The sequence below is a fragment of the Cytobacillus sp. FSL R7-0696 genome, assembly GCF_038006865.1.
In the GTDB taxonomy this organism is placed as follows: domain Bacteria; phylum Bacillota; class Bacilli; order Bacillales; family Cytobacillaceae; genus Cytobacillus; species Cytobacillus kochii.
Genome location: NZ_JBBOWA010000001.1, coordinates 3,533,081 through 3,547,941, shown reverse-complemented (window position 1 = coordinate 3,547,941; position 14,861 = coordinate 3,533,081). Strand labels below are relative to the sequence as shown.

General features: G+C 36.1%; 17 protein-coding genes. 3 read left to right on the top strand and 14 right to left on the bottom strand.

The genetic code is table 11. From position 1 onward, the window contains the following. Window positions 1-61 precede the first annotated feature (61 nt). From MKX29_RS18345 to MKX29_RS18325, 5 genes are all read right to left on the bottom strand, one after another. Window positions 62-952 carry a metal ABC transporter permease gene (locus MKX29_RS18345; RefSeq protein ID WP_224937505.1) on the bottom strand — a complete coding sequence of 297 codons (891 nt, stop codon included), beginning with the start codon at window positions 950-952 and terminating at the stop codon, window positions 62-64. Further along, window positions 953-1,864 (bottom strand): metal ABC transporter permease, encoded by a 912-nt coding sequence (locus MKX29_RS18340; protein WP_281202399.1) that lies wholly within the window; start codon window positions 1,862-1,864, stop codon window positions 953-955. 8 nt (window positions 1,865-1,872) lie between these two features. After that, window positions 1,873-2,628 (bottom strand): metal ABC transporter ATP-binding protein, encoded by a 756-nt coding sequence (locus MKX29_RS18335; protein WP_341106944.1) that lies wholly within the window; start codon window positions 2,626-2,628, stop codon window positions 1,873-1,875. A 38-nt stretch (window positions 2,629-2,666) separates the two neighbouring features. Then, window positions 2,667-3,584: a metal ABC transporter solute-binding protein, Zn/Mn family gene (locus MKX29_RS18330; protein ID WP_341106942.1), complete on the bottom strand. Its 918-nt coding sequence runs from the start codon at window positions 3,582-3,584 to the stop codon at window positions 2,667-2,669. A 263-nt stretch (window positions 3,585-3,847) separates the two neighbouring features. Then, window positions 3,848-4,174, bottom strand: coding sequence for a hypothetical protein (locus MKX29_RS18325; RefSeq protein WP_251161879.1), 327 nt, complete (start codon window positions 4,172-4,174; stop codon window positions 3,848-3,850). Window positions 4,175-4,561: 387 nt separating this feature from the next. On the opposite strand from MKX29_RS18325, the gene cspD reads away from it, so the two are divergent. Then, window positions 4,562-4,762 (top strand): cold-shock protein CspD, encoded by a 201-nt coding sequence (cspD, locus tag MKX29_RS18320; RefSeq protein ID WP_053476725.1) that lies wholly within the window; start codon window positions 4,562-4,564, stop codon window positions 4,760-4,762. Window positions 4,763-4,802: 40 nt separating this feature from the next. Here the strand turns inward: cspD and MKX29_RS18315 are convergent, their stop codons facing one another. Further along, a complete protein-coding gene (locus MKX29_RS18315; protein ID WP_095372834.1) occupies window positions 4,803-4,982 on the bottom strand; it encodes a zinc-finger domain-containing protein in 180 nt (59 codons plus the stop codon). A 15-nt stretch (window positions 4,983-4,997) separates the two neighbouring features. Continuing rightward, window positions 4,998-5,654, bottom strand: coding sequence for a reverse transcriptase-like protein (locus MKX29_RS18310; RefSeq protein ID WP_341106938.1), 657 nt, complete (start codon window positions 5,652-5,654; stop codon window positions 4,998-5,000). Window positions 5,655-5,854: 200 nt separating this feature from the next. Between MKX29_RS18310 and MKX29_RS18305 the strand changes: the two genes are divergently transcribed. Then, the gene (locus tag MKX29_RS18305; RefSeq protein WP_341106936.1) at window positions 5,855-6,247 is read left to right on the top strand and encodes a reverse transcriptase-like protein; all 393 of its coding nucleotides are present in this window, start codon (window positions 5,855-5,857) and stop codon (window positions 6,245-6,247) included. Further along, window positions 6,247-7,152, top strand: a complete 906-nt coding sequence (locus MKX29_RS18300; RefSeq protein WP_341106934.1) for a DMT family transporter — start codon at window positions 6,247-6,249, stop codon at window positions 7,150-7,152. Before MKX29_RS18305 ends, MKX29_RS18300 begins: the two co-directional genes overlap by 1 nt. A 91-nt stretch (window positions 7,153-7,243) precedes the next feature. On the opposite strand, the gene MKX29_RS18295 is transcribed toward MKX29_RS18300, so the two are convergent. The 7 genes from MKX29_RS18295 to MKX29_RS18265 all read right to left on the bottom strand — a co-directional run bounded on the left by MKX29_RS18295 (window position 7,244) and on the right by MKX29_RS18265 (window position 14,801). Next, window positions 7,244-7,513: a DUF6123 family protein gene (locus MKX29_RS18295; RefSeq protein ID WP_224937498.1), complete on the bottom strand. Its 270-nt coding sequence runs from the start codon at window positions 7,511-7,513 to the stop codon at window positions 7,244-7,246. A 76-nt stretch (window positions 7,514-7,589) separates the two neighbouring features. Beyond that, entirely contained in the window at window positions 7,590-8,615 is a 1,026-nt protein-coding gene (splB, locus tag MKX29_RS18290; protein ID WP_341106931.1) for a spore photoproduct lyase, read from the bottom strand. Continuing rightward, window positions 8,612-8,860 (bottom strand): transcriptional regulator SplA domain-containing protein, encoded by a 249-nt coding sequence (locus MKX29_RS18285; RefSeq protein ID WP_224937496.1) that lies wholly within the window; start codon window positions 8,858-8,860, stop codon window positions 8,612-8,614. Before MKX29_RS18285 ends, splB begins: the two co-directional genes overlap by 4 nt. A 190-nt stretch (window positions 8,861-9,050) precedes the next feature. Next, entirely contained in the window at window positions 9,051-9,953 is a 903-nt protein-coding gene (locus MKX29_RS18280) for a 5'-3' exonuclease (RefSeq protein ID WP_224937648.1), read from the bottom strand. Between the two features lie 157 nt (window positions 9,954-10,110). Beyond that, window positions 10,111-10,944 carry a sulfurtransferase gene (locus MKX29_RS18275; protein ID WP_341106926.1) on the bottom strand — a complete coding sequence of 278 codons (834 nt, stop codon included), beginning with the start codon at window positions 10,942-10,944 and terminating at the stop codon, window positions 10,111-10,113. Continuing rightward, window positions 10,928-11,122, bottom strand: coding sequence for a hypothetical protein (locus MKX29_RS18270; protein WP_341108303.1), 195 nt, complete (start codon window positions 11,120-11,122; stop codon window positions 10,928-10,930). Before MKX29_RS18270 ends, MKX29_RS18275 begins: the two co-directional genes overlap by 17 nt. A 28-nt stretch (window positions 11,123-11,150) precedes the next feature. Next, window positions 11,151-14,801 (bottom strand): dynamin family protein, encoded by a 3,651-nt coding sequence (locus MKX29_RS18265; protein ID WP_341106924.1) that lies wholly within the window; start codon window positions 14,799-14,801, stop codon window positions 11,151-11,153. Window positions 14,802-14,861: the final 60 nt, after the last annotated feature.

Below are 14,861 nucleotides of genomic sequence, written 5' to 3'. Positions count from 1 at the left end.
AACAAAAGTAGAATAAAGGCTGCTATTTTAAATAACAGCCTTTCTCACATATGAACACGATTTAAGGGGCAGTAGATTCTGATCGAAAACGTTTATGATTCATCTTTTTACCTAACAGTCCTTTTGTTGGTGAAAAGATAAACACGAGCGCGAATAGAACCCCACTCATCATCGCCATTGAACCAGAGATTGAACTGTCAATCCAGGTAGCTACATAATAACCACTAATCGCTGCTAGTACTCCGAAGAATGCACTTAAACACAGCATATGACTTAGTTTATTGGTTAATAAATAAGCAGAAGCACCTGGTGCTATTAACATCGCTACGACAAGTATGGCACCGACACTATCAAATGAAGCGACAGTTGATACTGAAACCATGCCCATCAATAAGTAATGAATAAACATAACTGGAATACCAATAGCCGCTGCAAGGGCAGGGTCAAAAGATGTAATTTTTAGTTCTTTATAAAATAACATCATTAAAATAATATTTAGTATCAGTATACTCAATAACATGATGAATGCTTTTGGAAGCGGTGGTAAAAAACCGATTTCCACCATGTCGAATGGAACAAAGGCAATTTCACCCATTAAAGCATGATCGACATCTAAATGAACACTATCAGCAAACACTGTAATAAGTATCACGCCAATAGCAAAAAAGAAGGTAAACACGACGCCAATTGATGCGTCTTCCTGAATGCCTTTATGATTAAGAAATTGGATAAGCATAGCCGTAAATAAACCAACTATTGCAGCACCGATGAGCATATAAATTCCATTCATTGATTGACTGATTAGAAAAGCAAGCACAATCCCCAACAAGACCGTATGACTAATTGCATCAGCAAGCATCGCCAACTTCCGTAAAATAAGGAAACAGCCGATTACACCACAAGTAATGCCCACTAATGATGCGACAATAATAATCCAAATTTCATAACTCATCTACTTCACCTGCCCTTGTTCACGAAGAAGCTTTTGATTGGTCATTCTCCGTTTGATTTTAAGCGTGATGATACCACGGGCAGGTGCAAACAGAATGGATATAAAAAAGATAATCGTAGCAGTTACTACGATAAAGGGGCCAGTTGGAATCCCTCTATCTAGTGAACTAATTAAAGTTCCAATCACACCTGATATCGCTCCGAATATGCCAGAAATTATGACCATTTTACTAAGTGAATTCGTCCAATAACGGGCGGATATTGCAGGTGTAATAAGTAATGCCGCCATCAGAATGACACCGACTGCCTGGATACCGATTACAACAACAGCTACTAAAAGGGTCATAAATAAAAAGTTTAACGCGCTAACCGGTAAACCTAAGCCTTTAGCGAATTCCGCATCAAAGGTAATTAGTTTAAATTCTTTAAAGAAAATAATGGTCACCATAAGTAATAATGCTGCTGCCCCTGCCATTAATTTCACATCACTACTAACCATTCCTGCTGCCTGACCAAAGATAAAAGAATCTAGACCGCTCTTATTGCCAGAAGGCATTTGCTGTACTTTCGTTAGTAAGACAATACCTACGCCGAAAAACGTGGATAGAATTAAACAAATGGCCGTATCTTCTTTTAAAATAGACGCGGAGGCAATGTATTGAATACAATAAGCAGCTATTAAACCTGTAACGGTTGCTCCTATTAAAAGGATGATGAGCGACCGCTCTCCTGTTAACATAAACCCTATACATATTCCTGGTAATGCAGCATGTGCAACAGCATCTCCGATTAAGCTTTGTTTTCTTAGTAAGGCAAAACTCCCTAAAATACCACTAGCTAACCCTAGAAGAAGCGTACCAATTAACACCCACTGCGTATTTGCTGCTAGTAGCATTTGCCCTATTTGTTCCATCACTCATGTCACCTCTTTTGTTCCACCATTACTTTTCCTTTATCTAAAAAAGCTAGCTTGCCCCCGTATGTTTGGTGTAATTGTTCTACTGTAAAAACCTCTTCAGTGACACCAGATGCAATGACTTCTTTATTTAATAAAATACAATGGTCAAAGTATTCTTCAACTGTTTGTAGGTCGTGATGAACAACAATGACCGTTTTCCCTTGATCTTTAAGGTCTGTTAATAATTGTATAATCGCTTTCTCTGTTGCTGCATCCACACCGACAAAGGGTTCATCCATAAAGTAAACTTGTGCGTCTTGAACGAGCGCTCTAGCTAAGAATACCCTTTGCTGTTGCCCCCCGGATAATTGACTTATTTGCCTATTGGCGTAAGAATCCATTCCCACTTTCTTCAAACTTTCTTTTGCGAGTATCGTATCCTCTTTACCTGGTCGTTTAAACCAACCGATATGGCCATACCTTCCCATTAAGACAACATCTAATGCACTTGTTGGAAAATCCCAATCCACTGACCCTCGTTGGGGCACATAACCAACAAGACGATCTTTTGCTTTGTAATGTTTTCCGTATATTTTAATCTCACCTGACACTTTAGGAATTAGGCCCAATATCGCTTTAATCAAAGTGGATTTTCCGGCACCATTTGGTCCAACAATTCCAGTTAAACTGCCTTTTGGTATTGAGAATTGAACATCCTTTAGTACTGCTGTTTTATCGTAGGCTACAGTTAAATTTCTTATTTCTATTGGATTTGTCACTCTAATCACTCCTATATACACTTACATAAAAACAATCTTTATTTTAATGATTGAACAATCGTATCTACATTATGTTTATACATACCAACATAAGTGCCCAGTTCAGTGCCCTCTTCTCCCATAGCATCCGAGTATAATTCTCCCCCTATACTTACCGTATGGCCCTTTTCCTTCGCTCCTTCAATCACTGCATTAATTGAACGTTCGGATATACTTGACTCTACAAAAACGGCATTGATTTCTCTATCAGCAATTGTATTCACTAAATGTTGCACATCCCCTAAACCATATTCAGCGTCTGTACTTAACCCTTGTAAACCCATAACTTCCATATCATAAGCATTACCAAAGTAATTAAAAGCGTCATGAGCAGTGACTAGAACACGTTTCGCTTCAGGAATTGAATGAATTTGTTCAGTAGCATATGCTTTTAATTCTCTCAGCTCTGTAAAATATGCTTCTGCATTCGCTTCATAATCATCTTTATTTTCAGGATCTACTTCAATCAATGCATCCTTTGCTGTAGTCAATGCCTCTATCCACAAATCAATATCGAACCAAATATGTGGGTCTACCGCATTTTGATTATCTTTATCCGCTAGTAAGTTAGATGGTTCTAATGAATCGCCTACTGCCACAACAGTGGTTTTCTCGCCCATTTTCTCTAACACTTCAAGCATCTTGCCTTCTAAGTGCAAGCCATTATACATAATTAAATCTGCATCTTGAAGAAGACTAATGTCACTTTGCGTAGCCTTATAAAGATGTGGGTCTGTGCCTGGTCCCATCAGACTATTTACTTCCACATGTTCACCACCGATATGCTCAATACCATCAGCTATTTGAGCAATAGTCGTTGTTACTTTCAATTGATCATTTTCGGTATTTCCTGCTTCATTACTTGAACAAGCTGTAAGCACCATTAAACTAAACATAGTAACTAATATTCTTTTCATCTCTACCCTTCTCTCCCTTTATATTCCTTATTTGATTATATGCATACTTTTTTAATCGATACACTTTTTTTAACTAAATCTATAAAAGTTTCCTATGTGCAACATTTTAACTCATGGTGAAAAAATCGTCAATAAGTAAACATGACAAAACAGAAAAAACCCGCAAACAGCGGGTTTCTCCATTTATATTATTAACTGCATCAAACTAAGGTTCGTTTATCAACTTCAGAACAATTTTTTTCTCATAAGAGACTAAAGTATCACTACTGCTGATCTTTTTTCCTCGAAACGATTCCATTTTTTATTTGAAACCAATCGACTTCATTTATAATGTTGGCAACGGTGAGGATATATGATGGGATCGTCTCAATTGAAAAAATGATCGCACCGATATCTTTGTCATATAAAATAAAGGAATCCCCATGATTGTAGTGTAAAATCTCATGTCCCATTTTAACAATCGATTGAAAAATAATATTCTTTTCTATATCATCAGCATCCACATTAATAGAAAAACGCAAAATCCACTCCCTCTCATCGATGCGAAAACGATACATATGGCCACCTTCTTTGATTGATTTACCTATCATATGAATGCCGCGTTTAATTATGACACTTTCTTCCTAATAACGCATAATACAAAACATGTATCTAAGCTTGTCATTCTTACTTCAACCAATCATTTAGGATGGTTATATTCTTCTAAAAAAAGCTACTTCTATCACCAAAATATCTATTTGATAACCCAACATAGTAGTGCTCATCCACACCCTTTTGAAAAAACTGAAATTTTTACAATATTTTAAAGAAAAAACTTTCAGATTTCTTGACGGAATTCGATTAGTATTGTATATTTAATACATCATTTAACAGAATATATTTCCTATATTCCATGACAATATTGCAGTATGTTTATGTTGGATGAAAATTTTTTCTGAAGGCTTGGAGCCTTCAAAGTTTTAGGAGGAAAAGTTCACATGCAAAACGGTAAAGTAAAATGGTTTAACAATGAAAAAGGTTTCGGTTTCATCGAAGTTGAAGGTGGAGACGATGTATTCGTACATTTCACAGCTATCACTGGCGAAGGCTTCAAATCTTTAGAAGAAGGTCAAGAAGTTTCTTTCGAAATCGTTGAAGGTAACCGCGGACCTCAAGCTGCTAACGTTGTAAAACTTTAATCTGTATATAATCAAGGCTGGCAAAATTGCCAGCCTTTTATTATGTAAAATTTTTGCCAATACTTTGGATTTTTTCTCCTACGGTACATTTGGTTATACAAAATCGGTGAGCAAAGTTTCGTCCATATTCTTTGCGATGATATTTGTATAAAAAACAATCCTCACAATAAAAATCAATGACTTGATCAACCTCTTTTACTAATTTCTTTTTCTCATCCACAATAAACCTTCCTTCCTATAACAACTGCATTTTACTATAGATTTTTTTCCCGTTTAAACTTTGGGTCGCTAACTTATGTGCTTCTTGATTTTCTTTTCTTACAATAGGAGTGTACGTTACATTTAATGATAATAGGCTCACCTTTTCCTCAATCCGATCTAACCAATCATTTAATACTTTCTCATAACAAGGCCATTCGCCAGCTAATTGCATTAATAGTCCTTTTGCATCTCCTCTTATTTCACAAGTCTGTCGACTGACATTTAATTCTTCTAATTGTGAAAGAGCAAAGAAAAGGGCAGCATATTCCGCTTCATTATTTGATTCTAACTCGTGAAAACATTCATTGGCTCTTATACGATACTTTTTCTTTCCTTGTCGATAGTAGATAACGGCCCCTAAGCCTGAGGTCTTCGTTTCGTCATAAAAGCCACCATCAAAATAAATCACTAAATCATGCGGTTCTTCTTCTACTTCTTCTAATAGCTTATTTAATTCTTTTATGGTCCAAGATGTACCGTTTTCATCCAAACACTTTATTTCCGTCCATTTAGGATGATGAGAAAACTCTTCTCCTATATCAAGGGCAGACTCACCATCTAACCATTCGGAAGAAAATAAATAGCTTTCGTTATTTTTTAGTTTATAAGCTGCAATCAATTGATATTTCATTTATTTTAACACGCCTTTTAATAAAATGATGATTCAAAAATAAGGTGCTTGTATGCTACACTTACTTGTAGTTTGTATTTTTCATCATATGTTTTTCTGTAGCAAAATATCTCTTTAATGTTATACGATTATTATGAACATTTCTCCTTCATCGCATTACAAAGAACTCCCACTATTTTATCACAAAAGGAGGAATTGCATTGATTGAAGTATATATAGACGGTGCAAGTGCTGGTAATCCTGGTCCGAGTGGTGCAGGTATATTTATAAAAGCGAACGGAAATGTAGAGAGGCATAGTATTCCACTTGGAAATATGGAGAACCATGAAGCAGAGTTTCAAGCATTGATTTTAGCATTAAGAATTTGCATAGAAAATAATTATCGAACCGTTTCCTTTCGCACGGATTCACAAGTGGTAAATGCGAGTATGGAAAAGGAATTTGCCCGTAATAAAAAGTTTGCTCCCCTTCTTGATGAGGCACTTGAATTAAGTAAGCAGTTCGATCTTTTCTTTATGAAGTGGATACCAAGTATGCAAAATAAAACGGCGGACGAATTGGCAAGAGCGGCTATTCGGAGAAATAAAAAATAATGTGGCAGTCAACTAAAACGGCAGACTTCTCTCTTCTACTTGTTGCGTTCATTTGGGGCACTACTTTCGTTCTTATACAAAATGCTCTCCAATCTCTTAGCGCCTTTTCATTTAATGGTATTCGCTTTCTTATTGCTGCATTTTTCTTAACCATAATGGCGATTATTTTTTATAGGAAGCAGTGGGAAAGACCAACTAAACGTACACTAATGGCAGGTATCTTGTTAGGTTTGTGTCTCTTTATCGCCTATACATTTCAGACAATTGGGCTTCATTATACTTCTTCTAGTAAAGCAGGTTTTATTACTGGTTTGAGTGTGATTCTTGTCCCTATATTATCAATTTTTATATTAAACATAAAGATTACTCGTAATGCTTTTATTGGCGTATTTGTCGCTACATTAGGACTTTACTTACTAACAGCACAAGATATCTCTGCATTTAATAAAGGTGATGGTTTTGTATTCATTTGTGCATTAGGCTTTGCTTTCCATATTATATTAACAAATTTATTTGCACAGGCTCATTCAGCTATTATTTTAACTATTATCCAAGTAACAACTGTGGGTTTACTCTCTATTTTATCAGGTTTTTTCTATGAGGGATGGTCTTACGATAGTGAATTATTATTCAGGCAAGAGGTTATATTCGCCTTACTCATTACAAGTATTTTAGCTACAGGGCTGGCCTTTTTAGCACAAACACACTTCCAGCAATTCACCTCTCCAACAAGAGTCGCTGTTATATTTGCAATGGAGCCTGTTTTCGCTGCACTGACAGGCTATATCTTTGCTGGAGACCGTTTATCGATCATCGCCATATTTGGTTGCCTATTCATCCTACTTGGTATGATATTAGCTGAGTGGCCACAAAAAGAACGTTTTACTGAGAATTCAATCGAATAAAAAATGAACTGTACCTCCAATTGTTAGCTCATATGTCTAAAAATTGGGGCGCAGTTCAGCCTCCACATCATGCTTGTTCATTTTTTATGTTTTAAATAGATATATGCAAACTCTTTTTCATATAGTTAATTGCTTCCTTGCGGTTCGGTATATTATTTCCCATAAAACGCTCTAACAGTGATAAATAAAAACTGCCATCAAATGATTTTTGCGCCTTTAATGTCATCTCTATTGCTGTATTAACTAATTCATCTGGTGCATTTGTGTAATGTTTACCGAAGTATATAAAGCCTATACTATCTTCTTCAAGCTGAAATCCTTTACCTTCTAAATGGCATAAATATTCTTCTAACGATTTCAATGGTCGCGCCAGTCCCCTCTTTTTCTCCTACTCAATACCTATATTTTAGCTTATTTTCCGACAAGTTTCTACAATATTAAGTGAAGTATTCTAACTTTGCTTCAGGAAAGAATTTTACCATATATTGATAGAGCGTCTCCTTTATATCTTCCTCTTCTTCTTTTTTATAAACATATTTTCCAATCCCATACTTTCCCCATTTATATCGTCTTTTTTCCTCATCTAGTTCAAGTTTTGTCATTGGATAGTTTTTTTCAATTACTCGTTTCGCCGGCTTAGTAAAACGATGTTGAATAAATTCAAAAGTTAAATCTTTTTTTGCTTCAATCGGCAACTCGGCTTCTAACCGTTCAAACATTTCATAATATCCTTGTTGCCAACCGTCATGTAAATAAATAGGTGCCACAATAAAACCGAGTGGATAACCAGCTCTCGCCACTTTACCAGCAGCTTCTATACGATCTTTCAATCTTGATGTTCCAGGTTCAAAAAACTTAATCACATAATCAGCATTCACACTAAAGCGAAAACGTGTTTTACCATTATGGTTCGCATCTAATAAATGATCGACATGATGAAACTTTGTCACAAACCGCAATTTACCATATTCTGATTGCCCAAAATGTTCAATCGCTTTTTTTAATGTGTGAGTAATATGGTCAATGCCAACAATATCTGATGTACAAGATGCTTCAAATCTTGTTATTTCTGGTGCTCTTTCCGCCATATATTCATCAGCAGCAGTTAGAATCTCGTCTACATTTACATATGTGCGAATATAAGGTTTACTTCCCATTGTTGTTTGTAGATAACAATAATGGCAATGTCCCATACATCCAGTCGCGAATGGAATCGCATATTCTGCTGAGGGCTTTGATGTATCAAACTTTAACGTTTTCCTTATACCGACAACTAACGTAGATTTAGCGACACGATATTTTTGAAAATCATTGTCCCCTGGTAAATTTCTGACTTGATTATGGGAGGTTGTATACCTTATTTCTACATCCGTACTTTCAAACCGCTTCTTTAATTGTTGGCCAAGTGGATAATCCAGCGCGTTCGGTTCAAAATAAACAAGTTTTGGCTCGAATGGCTTCAATCGTCTATCCCTCCTTGGAGGGTATCATTAAAATAGCTCCCATATGTTTCATATGCTTCTGCTTCATTCGAGAAAACAGCCACTTCCTCTGTTAATGGATAATAATTTTCATATAAAAACAATGCTAACTCACCTGGTCGCTCTGGGTTATTGACGACCGCAGCAGCCTGAATATTAGCTACATCTTGTGTATGCGGATTACGATAAAAAACATAAACAATATCACCAGCATTATAATTCATCATAACGTCTCCTTTAAATGGATGATCTATCATACATTTTGTGTTAGTTTCTTAAATACTTGCTATAATAATTTTGGTAAATTTATTGAGAGGAAGTGCAATATACGATGAACCGGAAAGTTTAGGTGGGAAAAACGCAATTTAATATAACAAAAAAAGCCATCAGGAATGACTATTCCCAATGACTTAAACGTTAAATCACTGCAGGTTGACGCAGTAATTTAGCAATACCTCTTAGTTCAATTTCTTCTAGCTTCTGATTAACTTTATTTACGTTATATTTCCATTCAGCTTCTAATAAAGTACATTCAACAGGAACATCACATTTAATTTCTGCTAATTGTCTACTTAAATGTAGCATGTCCAAATCTTGCTCGATTTTAGTTTTTTGCCCTTTTGTTAGTGCTTCGATGTTCTCTAATACGCCTTCTATATGCTCGTATGTTTGTAAGAGTTTTAGTGCAGTCTTCTCACCAATCCCCTTTACCCCAGGATAATTATCGCTTGGGTCACCCATAAATGCTTTTAAATCGATTAACTGCCTTGGTTGTATCCCTTTCTCTTCATAAAAGCTATCTGGTGTGTGGACTTCATAATTACCCATCCCTTTTTTCAAAAGGGCAACCGATACATTCTTATCTAATACCTGTAAAATATCACGATCCCCTGTAAGAATCACAACCTCTGCTTCTTCTTTTAAAACCTGTGAAAGCGTGCCGATACAATCATCTGCTTCATAACCTGTCACACCGATATTTGGAATATCAAAGCTCGCGACCATATCTTTCGCCAGCTCAAATTGTGGGACCAATTCAATCGGTGCTTCCGGTCGATTTGATTTATACCCGTTATACATATCTGTTCTGAATGTTTTACTGCCCATATCCCAACAAACGGCAACATGGCTAGGGTTAAAATGGTTCACACCCATTAAGAAATGCTTCATAAATCCATATATGCCATTGGTTGGCGTTCCTTTAGAGTTATACATAAATTGACCAGTAACAGCTGTTGCAAAATAAGCTCGAAATAATAAAGCCATCCCATCTACAAGAAGGAATCGCGGGTTTTGTGGTTGTTGATTTTCGTTCAAAATTGTTCCTCCTCCATCTAAAGTATCATTATTATAACATAGATGTAAAAAATGTATGGTTTTCGCTCAGTAACGGATTTATTGCTGCAAAAAAAGAGGAAAATCCGTTGTCATCGCAACCAGTTAAGGTGACAACGAGGTCGGATTTCCCTATAAAAAATTAATTCTCTTTCGTAGCAATGGGATGCTCGTCATAAGAAATCCAATCACTAAAGCTACCAGGATAGAGCTTTACATTTTTGTAACCAGCTTCTTTTAATGCTAAATAATTGGGAGAGGCCGTAATCCCTGAACCACAATAAACTATAATATGCTTGTCTTTCTCAATTTCTGAAAACCGTTGCTTTTGCTCATCAATTGATTTAAACTTGCCTTCACTTAAAGTGTCCATCCAAACTTTATTCATTGCTCCAGGTATATGACCTGCTTTCTTATCAATCGGTTCAATCAAACCGAGATATCTCTTTTCTTCTCTTGAATCAATTAACACCACTTCATTATTCGAATACTCAATTGCTTCTTTTACTTGTTTGTAATCGGCAACCATGTCCGTTTGAATGGTTGCTGTGAATTCGCCGCGACCAAATGACTGAACCTTGCTTTCAGTAGGATGACCTGAAGCTAGCCATTCTTTAAAGCCGCCATCTAAAATATATACTTGCTCATGACCAAAATAGTGAAACACCCACCAACAACGAGCAGCAAATGACCCTTCCCCGTTGTCATAAACGACAATTTTTGTATCATTCGTTATTCCGACCGCTTCTGCCTTCTGGACAAATTGCTCTGCTAAAGGCAGTGGGTGTCTACCCCCATGCTTTTCTACTTTTGATGATAGATCTTGTTCTAGGTGAAAATAAACAGCGCCGGGAATATGACCGGTGCGATACTGCTCAATTCCTTCTTCAGGATTAGCGAGGTTAAATCTACAATCAATCACTCTCACATCTTTTAGATGTTGGAAGAGCCATTCTACGTTAACTAAGCTGTTCATCCCCGTCACCCTTTCTTTTTTCAATAAGTCTTTTCACATGATCCTTAGGCTCCCAGCAATTAAACTTGTAATTAGGCATCGTTTCATAACCTAAACGTTCACAAAAATATCTCATTCTATTTTCATTTTTAACGGCTAAGAAGTTTACACAAGTTGCACATACATGAAAGGCATTCACATCTTTCAAGCATGTCACCTCCAATGCCTTAATAGGCCCTCAGACGTTCTTCTGTTGCAACTAGCTGTTCAATTGGGAAGTCTTGAGATAATGTTGCTAACAACCCTTTATAATACTCTTCTGATTCAGCAATTAAATCAGACAGTAGTTGTTGATAAACGGCTGAAAGTTTTTCATCATAATAATCTTTGAGTTGTTTAGATGATTCATGTAAATATACATCTGTTGGTTCTTGCAAGCTTTCCTCAAGACTTTCTGCTAGTAATTTTCTTTCATTCTTCTCAAAGAAGTTCTTAGGGTTTTTAAAATAACTCATTGCTTTTTTAAATGTAGTGCGATCCACGTTACTGAAAGCAGACTCAAAATTCACCCCTTCAAAAGAAGGATTTTCTGGACGACTAAAGGTTACATCGCGATTCAATTGGTTTACTTGGTTACTTCGTTTCTCGTAGGTTTGTTGTAATAACTTTCCTATAAATACTTCTAGACGAATGGTCGTCGCTCGTAATTCTTGGGCAAAGTCATATCCGAAACTTTGTAAAAAGTCCTCCAAAGCTACTTGGAGCGCTTTTTTCATATCACGGCCATCCTCTTTTAATTGTCCTGGATTAAAAGATTCTTTTAAGAAATCATTAAATCGTAAGAAAACTCTTTGTTTGATATAAAACACTAGTTCATCCGCTTCTTGATTTAATGCTTGAGTTAATAAATCAAGATCATCTTTAGCAATTTTCTCTTTAATAATCGCTAGTTCTTTCGTCAGAAGTTCTCTTTTTGCTAACTTGGCTTCTTTACTTTCTTTAGAAGATTCGATAAATGTGCGCAATTGGTTCATTACTCGATTCCACTCAAGTTCAGCAGCAGATAATGAAAGTGACATCAAATCGTGATTAATGAAACGATAGAAACTTTCTTCAAAATCCTTCATTCCAGAAGAATGTTCTTCGCCTGATTGTTTTTCGAATAATGCCTGTAAACTCGATAACCCATGTAATGTTGGTCTTCTAATGCCGTATTGAATGAGCTGATCATGAACATATTGCAAGACATCGTTTTTCTCCTCTTCATCACTTGCAAGGTCAATGGCATTGACAATAAAGAACATTTTATCAAGTTCGAACGCATCTTTAACCCGGCCCAACTGTATAAGGAACTCACGATCGGCTTTGGAGAAAGCATGATTATAGTACGTCACGAAAAGAATGGCATCTGAGTTTTTAATATAGTCAAAAGCTACTCCTGTATGACGTGCGTTAATGGAATCCGCACCTGGAGTATCAACGAGTGTAATGCCTCTGTCAGTCAAATCACATTGATAATATACTTCAATCATCTCAACAAAACATGATTTTTCTTCTTTAGCAACATAATCTGCTAGTTCTGTGAGGTCTGTGATCACTTCTTTCCCAAGCTTTTCCTGAAAATTATTATAACCTTTGCCAAAGGCTGCAAGAAAGGCAAAGTGCGTTTTTTCATGTGCATCAAAGTCGTGATGCTCTTTTAAAATCACATCTATCTTCCCTATGGCTTCACTAAATGATTGCGCTTGTTGATTAAAGACTTGTAGTGAACGATTAATATCTGCAAACATGACTTTTTCACTTTTTACAAATACCTTAACTGTACCATGAGGGTACTCAGCAGTAACAGGCATAATTTTATTAATGGCAGCAGTTGTTGGATTTGGCGATACCGGCAAGATTTTTTCACCAATTAATGCGTTGGCAAACGAAGATTTTCCAGCACTAAAGGCACCAAACAAAGCAACAGTGAAACTACGTGATTGTAGTCGGTCAGCTTTCTCTAATAGCTCTGCTGATATTTTGTGGAAACCTGGGATATCTCGTAACTCTTTTGCGGTATGCTCGAGCTTACTAATTAGTGCCTCGATATCAGCTTCATGATTATTTTCTTGGTTCATTTCTTTTTCAACAATTGAATGAGTAGTCACTACTTGTTTATTATCAACAAACTCTTCTTCACCTTCACGAATAATTTGGACATCTTCATCCTTTGGTCTCATTAACTCTTGGACGGAAGCTGAAACTTTTTTATGGTCTAGCTCTCCTGCCAATAGCTTCTTAATTTCTGCTTTTTGCTCTGATTGTTTTGCTTTAATTTCCTGTAATATATTAAGTGCCTCACCGAAACGAGCATAAGCATCCCATTCATCTTTCATTGCGAGAATTTTTTCATTAGCTAACTCTTCTAACTCTTTCAAATACAACTCTTTCCAGTTGATTATTTGTTTCTTCGTTTCCTTTTTTACAGCATCAGACACATCCCTTGTATATTGCAAAACATAATCACCTGAGAGCCTCGCCCCTTCTTTAATAGCTGTCTTTAACAGGCTTTCTGGTATATTGATATGAATGTTTTGAGCTTGTGACTGTAACTCATTATGATGTATGTGATCATCTTTTAATTTTTTTAAGAATAACTCTTTCACATGCCATTCAATTTGCGATTGGACTTTTTCCTTTAAATCGTTATATAAAAGACTTAGCCTTGTACTCCGTTCTTGTTCAGTTTTAGCCTTCGCAAATAATAGGCCCACTTTAAAGCCAGGTTGCATCGATTCTAAGTAATTCTCAGCTAATTCTCTCGTTTGAAACGGCATTAAATAAGCATTATTTAAGATATCTTCCATATCATGATTCAAATCAATTTCTGCCTGATATTTTTTTTGCTGCAATGCTTGTTTATGTGACTGTAATTGTTCAATCTTTTCAAATACGAGCGCTCGTTCATCTTCAGGCAGAGCTGCTAAAATTTCCTCATTAGCTGCTATGTCATGAGCGTCTTTTTCTTCTAAGTAGATAAAATGATCTTCAGTTAACTTCTGTAATGAGTGAAGAACAGATTGTGGTAAGAGCCTATCTTTTTGGCCAATTTGCTCGTAGATGAATTTCTGAAGAGCAGAAAAATCATTATGTGGTAACTCTGGTTTCTTCAACGATGTATAGAAGATTCTTTCAGGTTGAACGCCCCACGAGGCGAAAGAATCCTTTACACTTTCAGTAAAATGTTGAAAACTTAATTCTTCTTCTCGATGTTTATCTATTTGATTGATAATTAAGTATACTTGTTTACCCGCTGCAGTTAAGTCTTTAGTGAATAAGAAATTGAGTTCTGATTGCACATGATTATAATCCATCACATAAAAGACCATATCAGCTAAATGTAGAGCCGACTCAGTAGCAATTCTATGTGCATCATCTGTTGAATCAATTCCTGGTGTATCCATAATAACCGTATCTTTTGGCAAATTTGTTTCCGAATGGCTAATTTCTACAGTATGAATGAGGTCGCCATCTTTACTATATTTTTTAATTTTTTCATAATCATAAGGTGCAGGATAGAGCTTTGGCATCCCTTCCTTTAGATACACCTTGGCATAATCCTCTCCAGATTTCACTTTAACTAAATTCGCACTTGTTGGGATAGGGCTGGATGGCAGTAAGTTTTCTCCCACAATTTTATTGATCATGCTCGATTTACCCGCAGAGAAATGTCCACAAAATGCAATCGCGTATTGTGAATCTCGTAATTTATAGACGAGGTCTCTTGCTCTTGAAGCAGAAACATTATCTCCATTTTGTTCAAAAAACAATGATAAGGCTGCTATTCTTTCAATTAATTCATTTTGACTAAGTTGTTTACCCACTGTTTGAACCATAATTAATCCCCTTGTCACATCAATTTACTACTATTACAATTGCGCAAGCTTTTTTCCTAT

Excerpts from the sequence above, each read along its gene's own strand:
- cspD (WP_053476725.1), top strand. The coding sequence starts at position 4,562 with ATGCAAAACGGTAAAGTAAAATGGTTTAACAATGAAAAAGGTTTCGGT.
- MKX29_RS18330 (WP_341106942.1), bottom strand. The coding sequence starts at position 3,584 with ATGAAAAGAATATTAGTTACTATGTTTAGTTTAATGGTGCTTACAGCT.
- MKX29_RS18285 (WP_224937496.1), bottom strand. The coding sequence starts at position 8,860 with ATGATGAATTATAATGCTGGTGATATTGTTTATGTTTTTTATCGTAAT.
- MKX29_RS18345 (WP_224937505.1), bottom strand. The coding sequence starts at position 952 with ATGAGTTATGAAATTTGGATTATTATTGTCGCATCATTAGTGGGCATT.
- MKX29_RS18300 (WP_341106934.1), top strand. The coding sequence starts at position 6,247 with ATGTGGCAGTCAACTAAAACGGCAGACTTCTCTCTTCTACTTGTTGCG.
- MKX29_RS18325 (WP_251161879.1), bottom strand. The coding sequence starts at position 4,174 with ATGATAGGTAAATCAATCAAAGAAGGTGGCCATATGTATCGTTTTCGC.
- MKX29_RS18310 (WP_341106938.1), bottom strand. The coding sequence starts at position 5,654 with ATGAAATATCAATTGATTGCAGCTTATAAACTAAAAAATAACGAAAGC.
- MKX29_RS18340 (WP_281202399.1), bottom strand. The coding sequence starts at position 1,864 with ATGGAACAAATAGGGCAAATGCTACTAGCAGCAAATACGCAGTGGGTG.
- MKX29_RS18275 (WP_341106926.1), bottom strand. The coding sequence starts at position 10,944 with ATGAACAGCTTAGTTAACGTAGAATGGCTCTTCCAACATCTAAAAGAT.
- MKX29_RS18265 (WP_341106924.1), bottom strand. The coding sequence starts at position 14,801 with ATGGTTCAAACAGTGGGTAAACAACTTAGTCAAAATGAATTAATTGAA.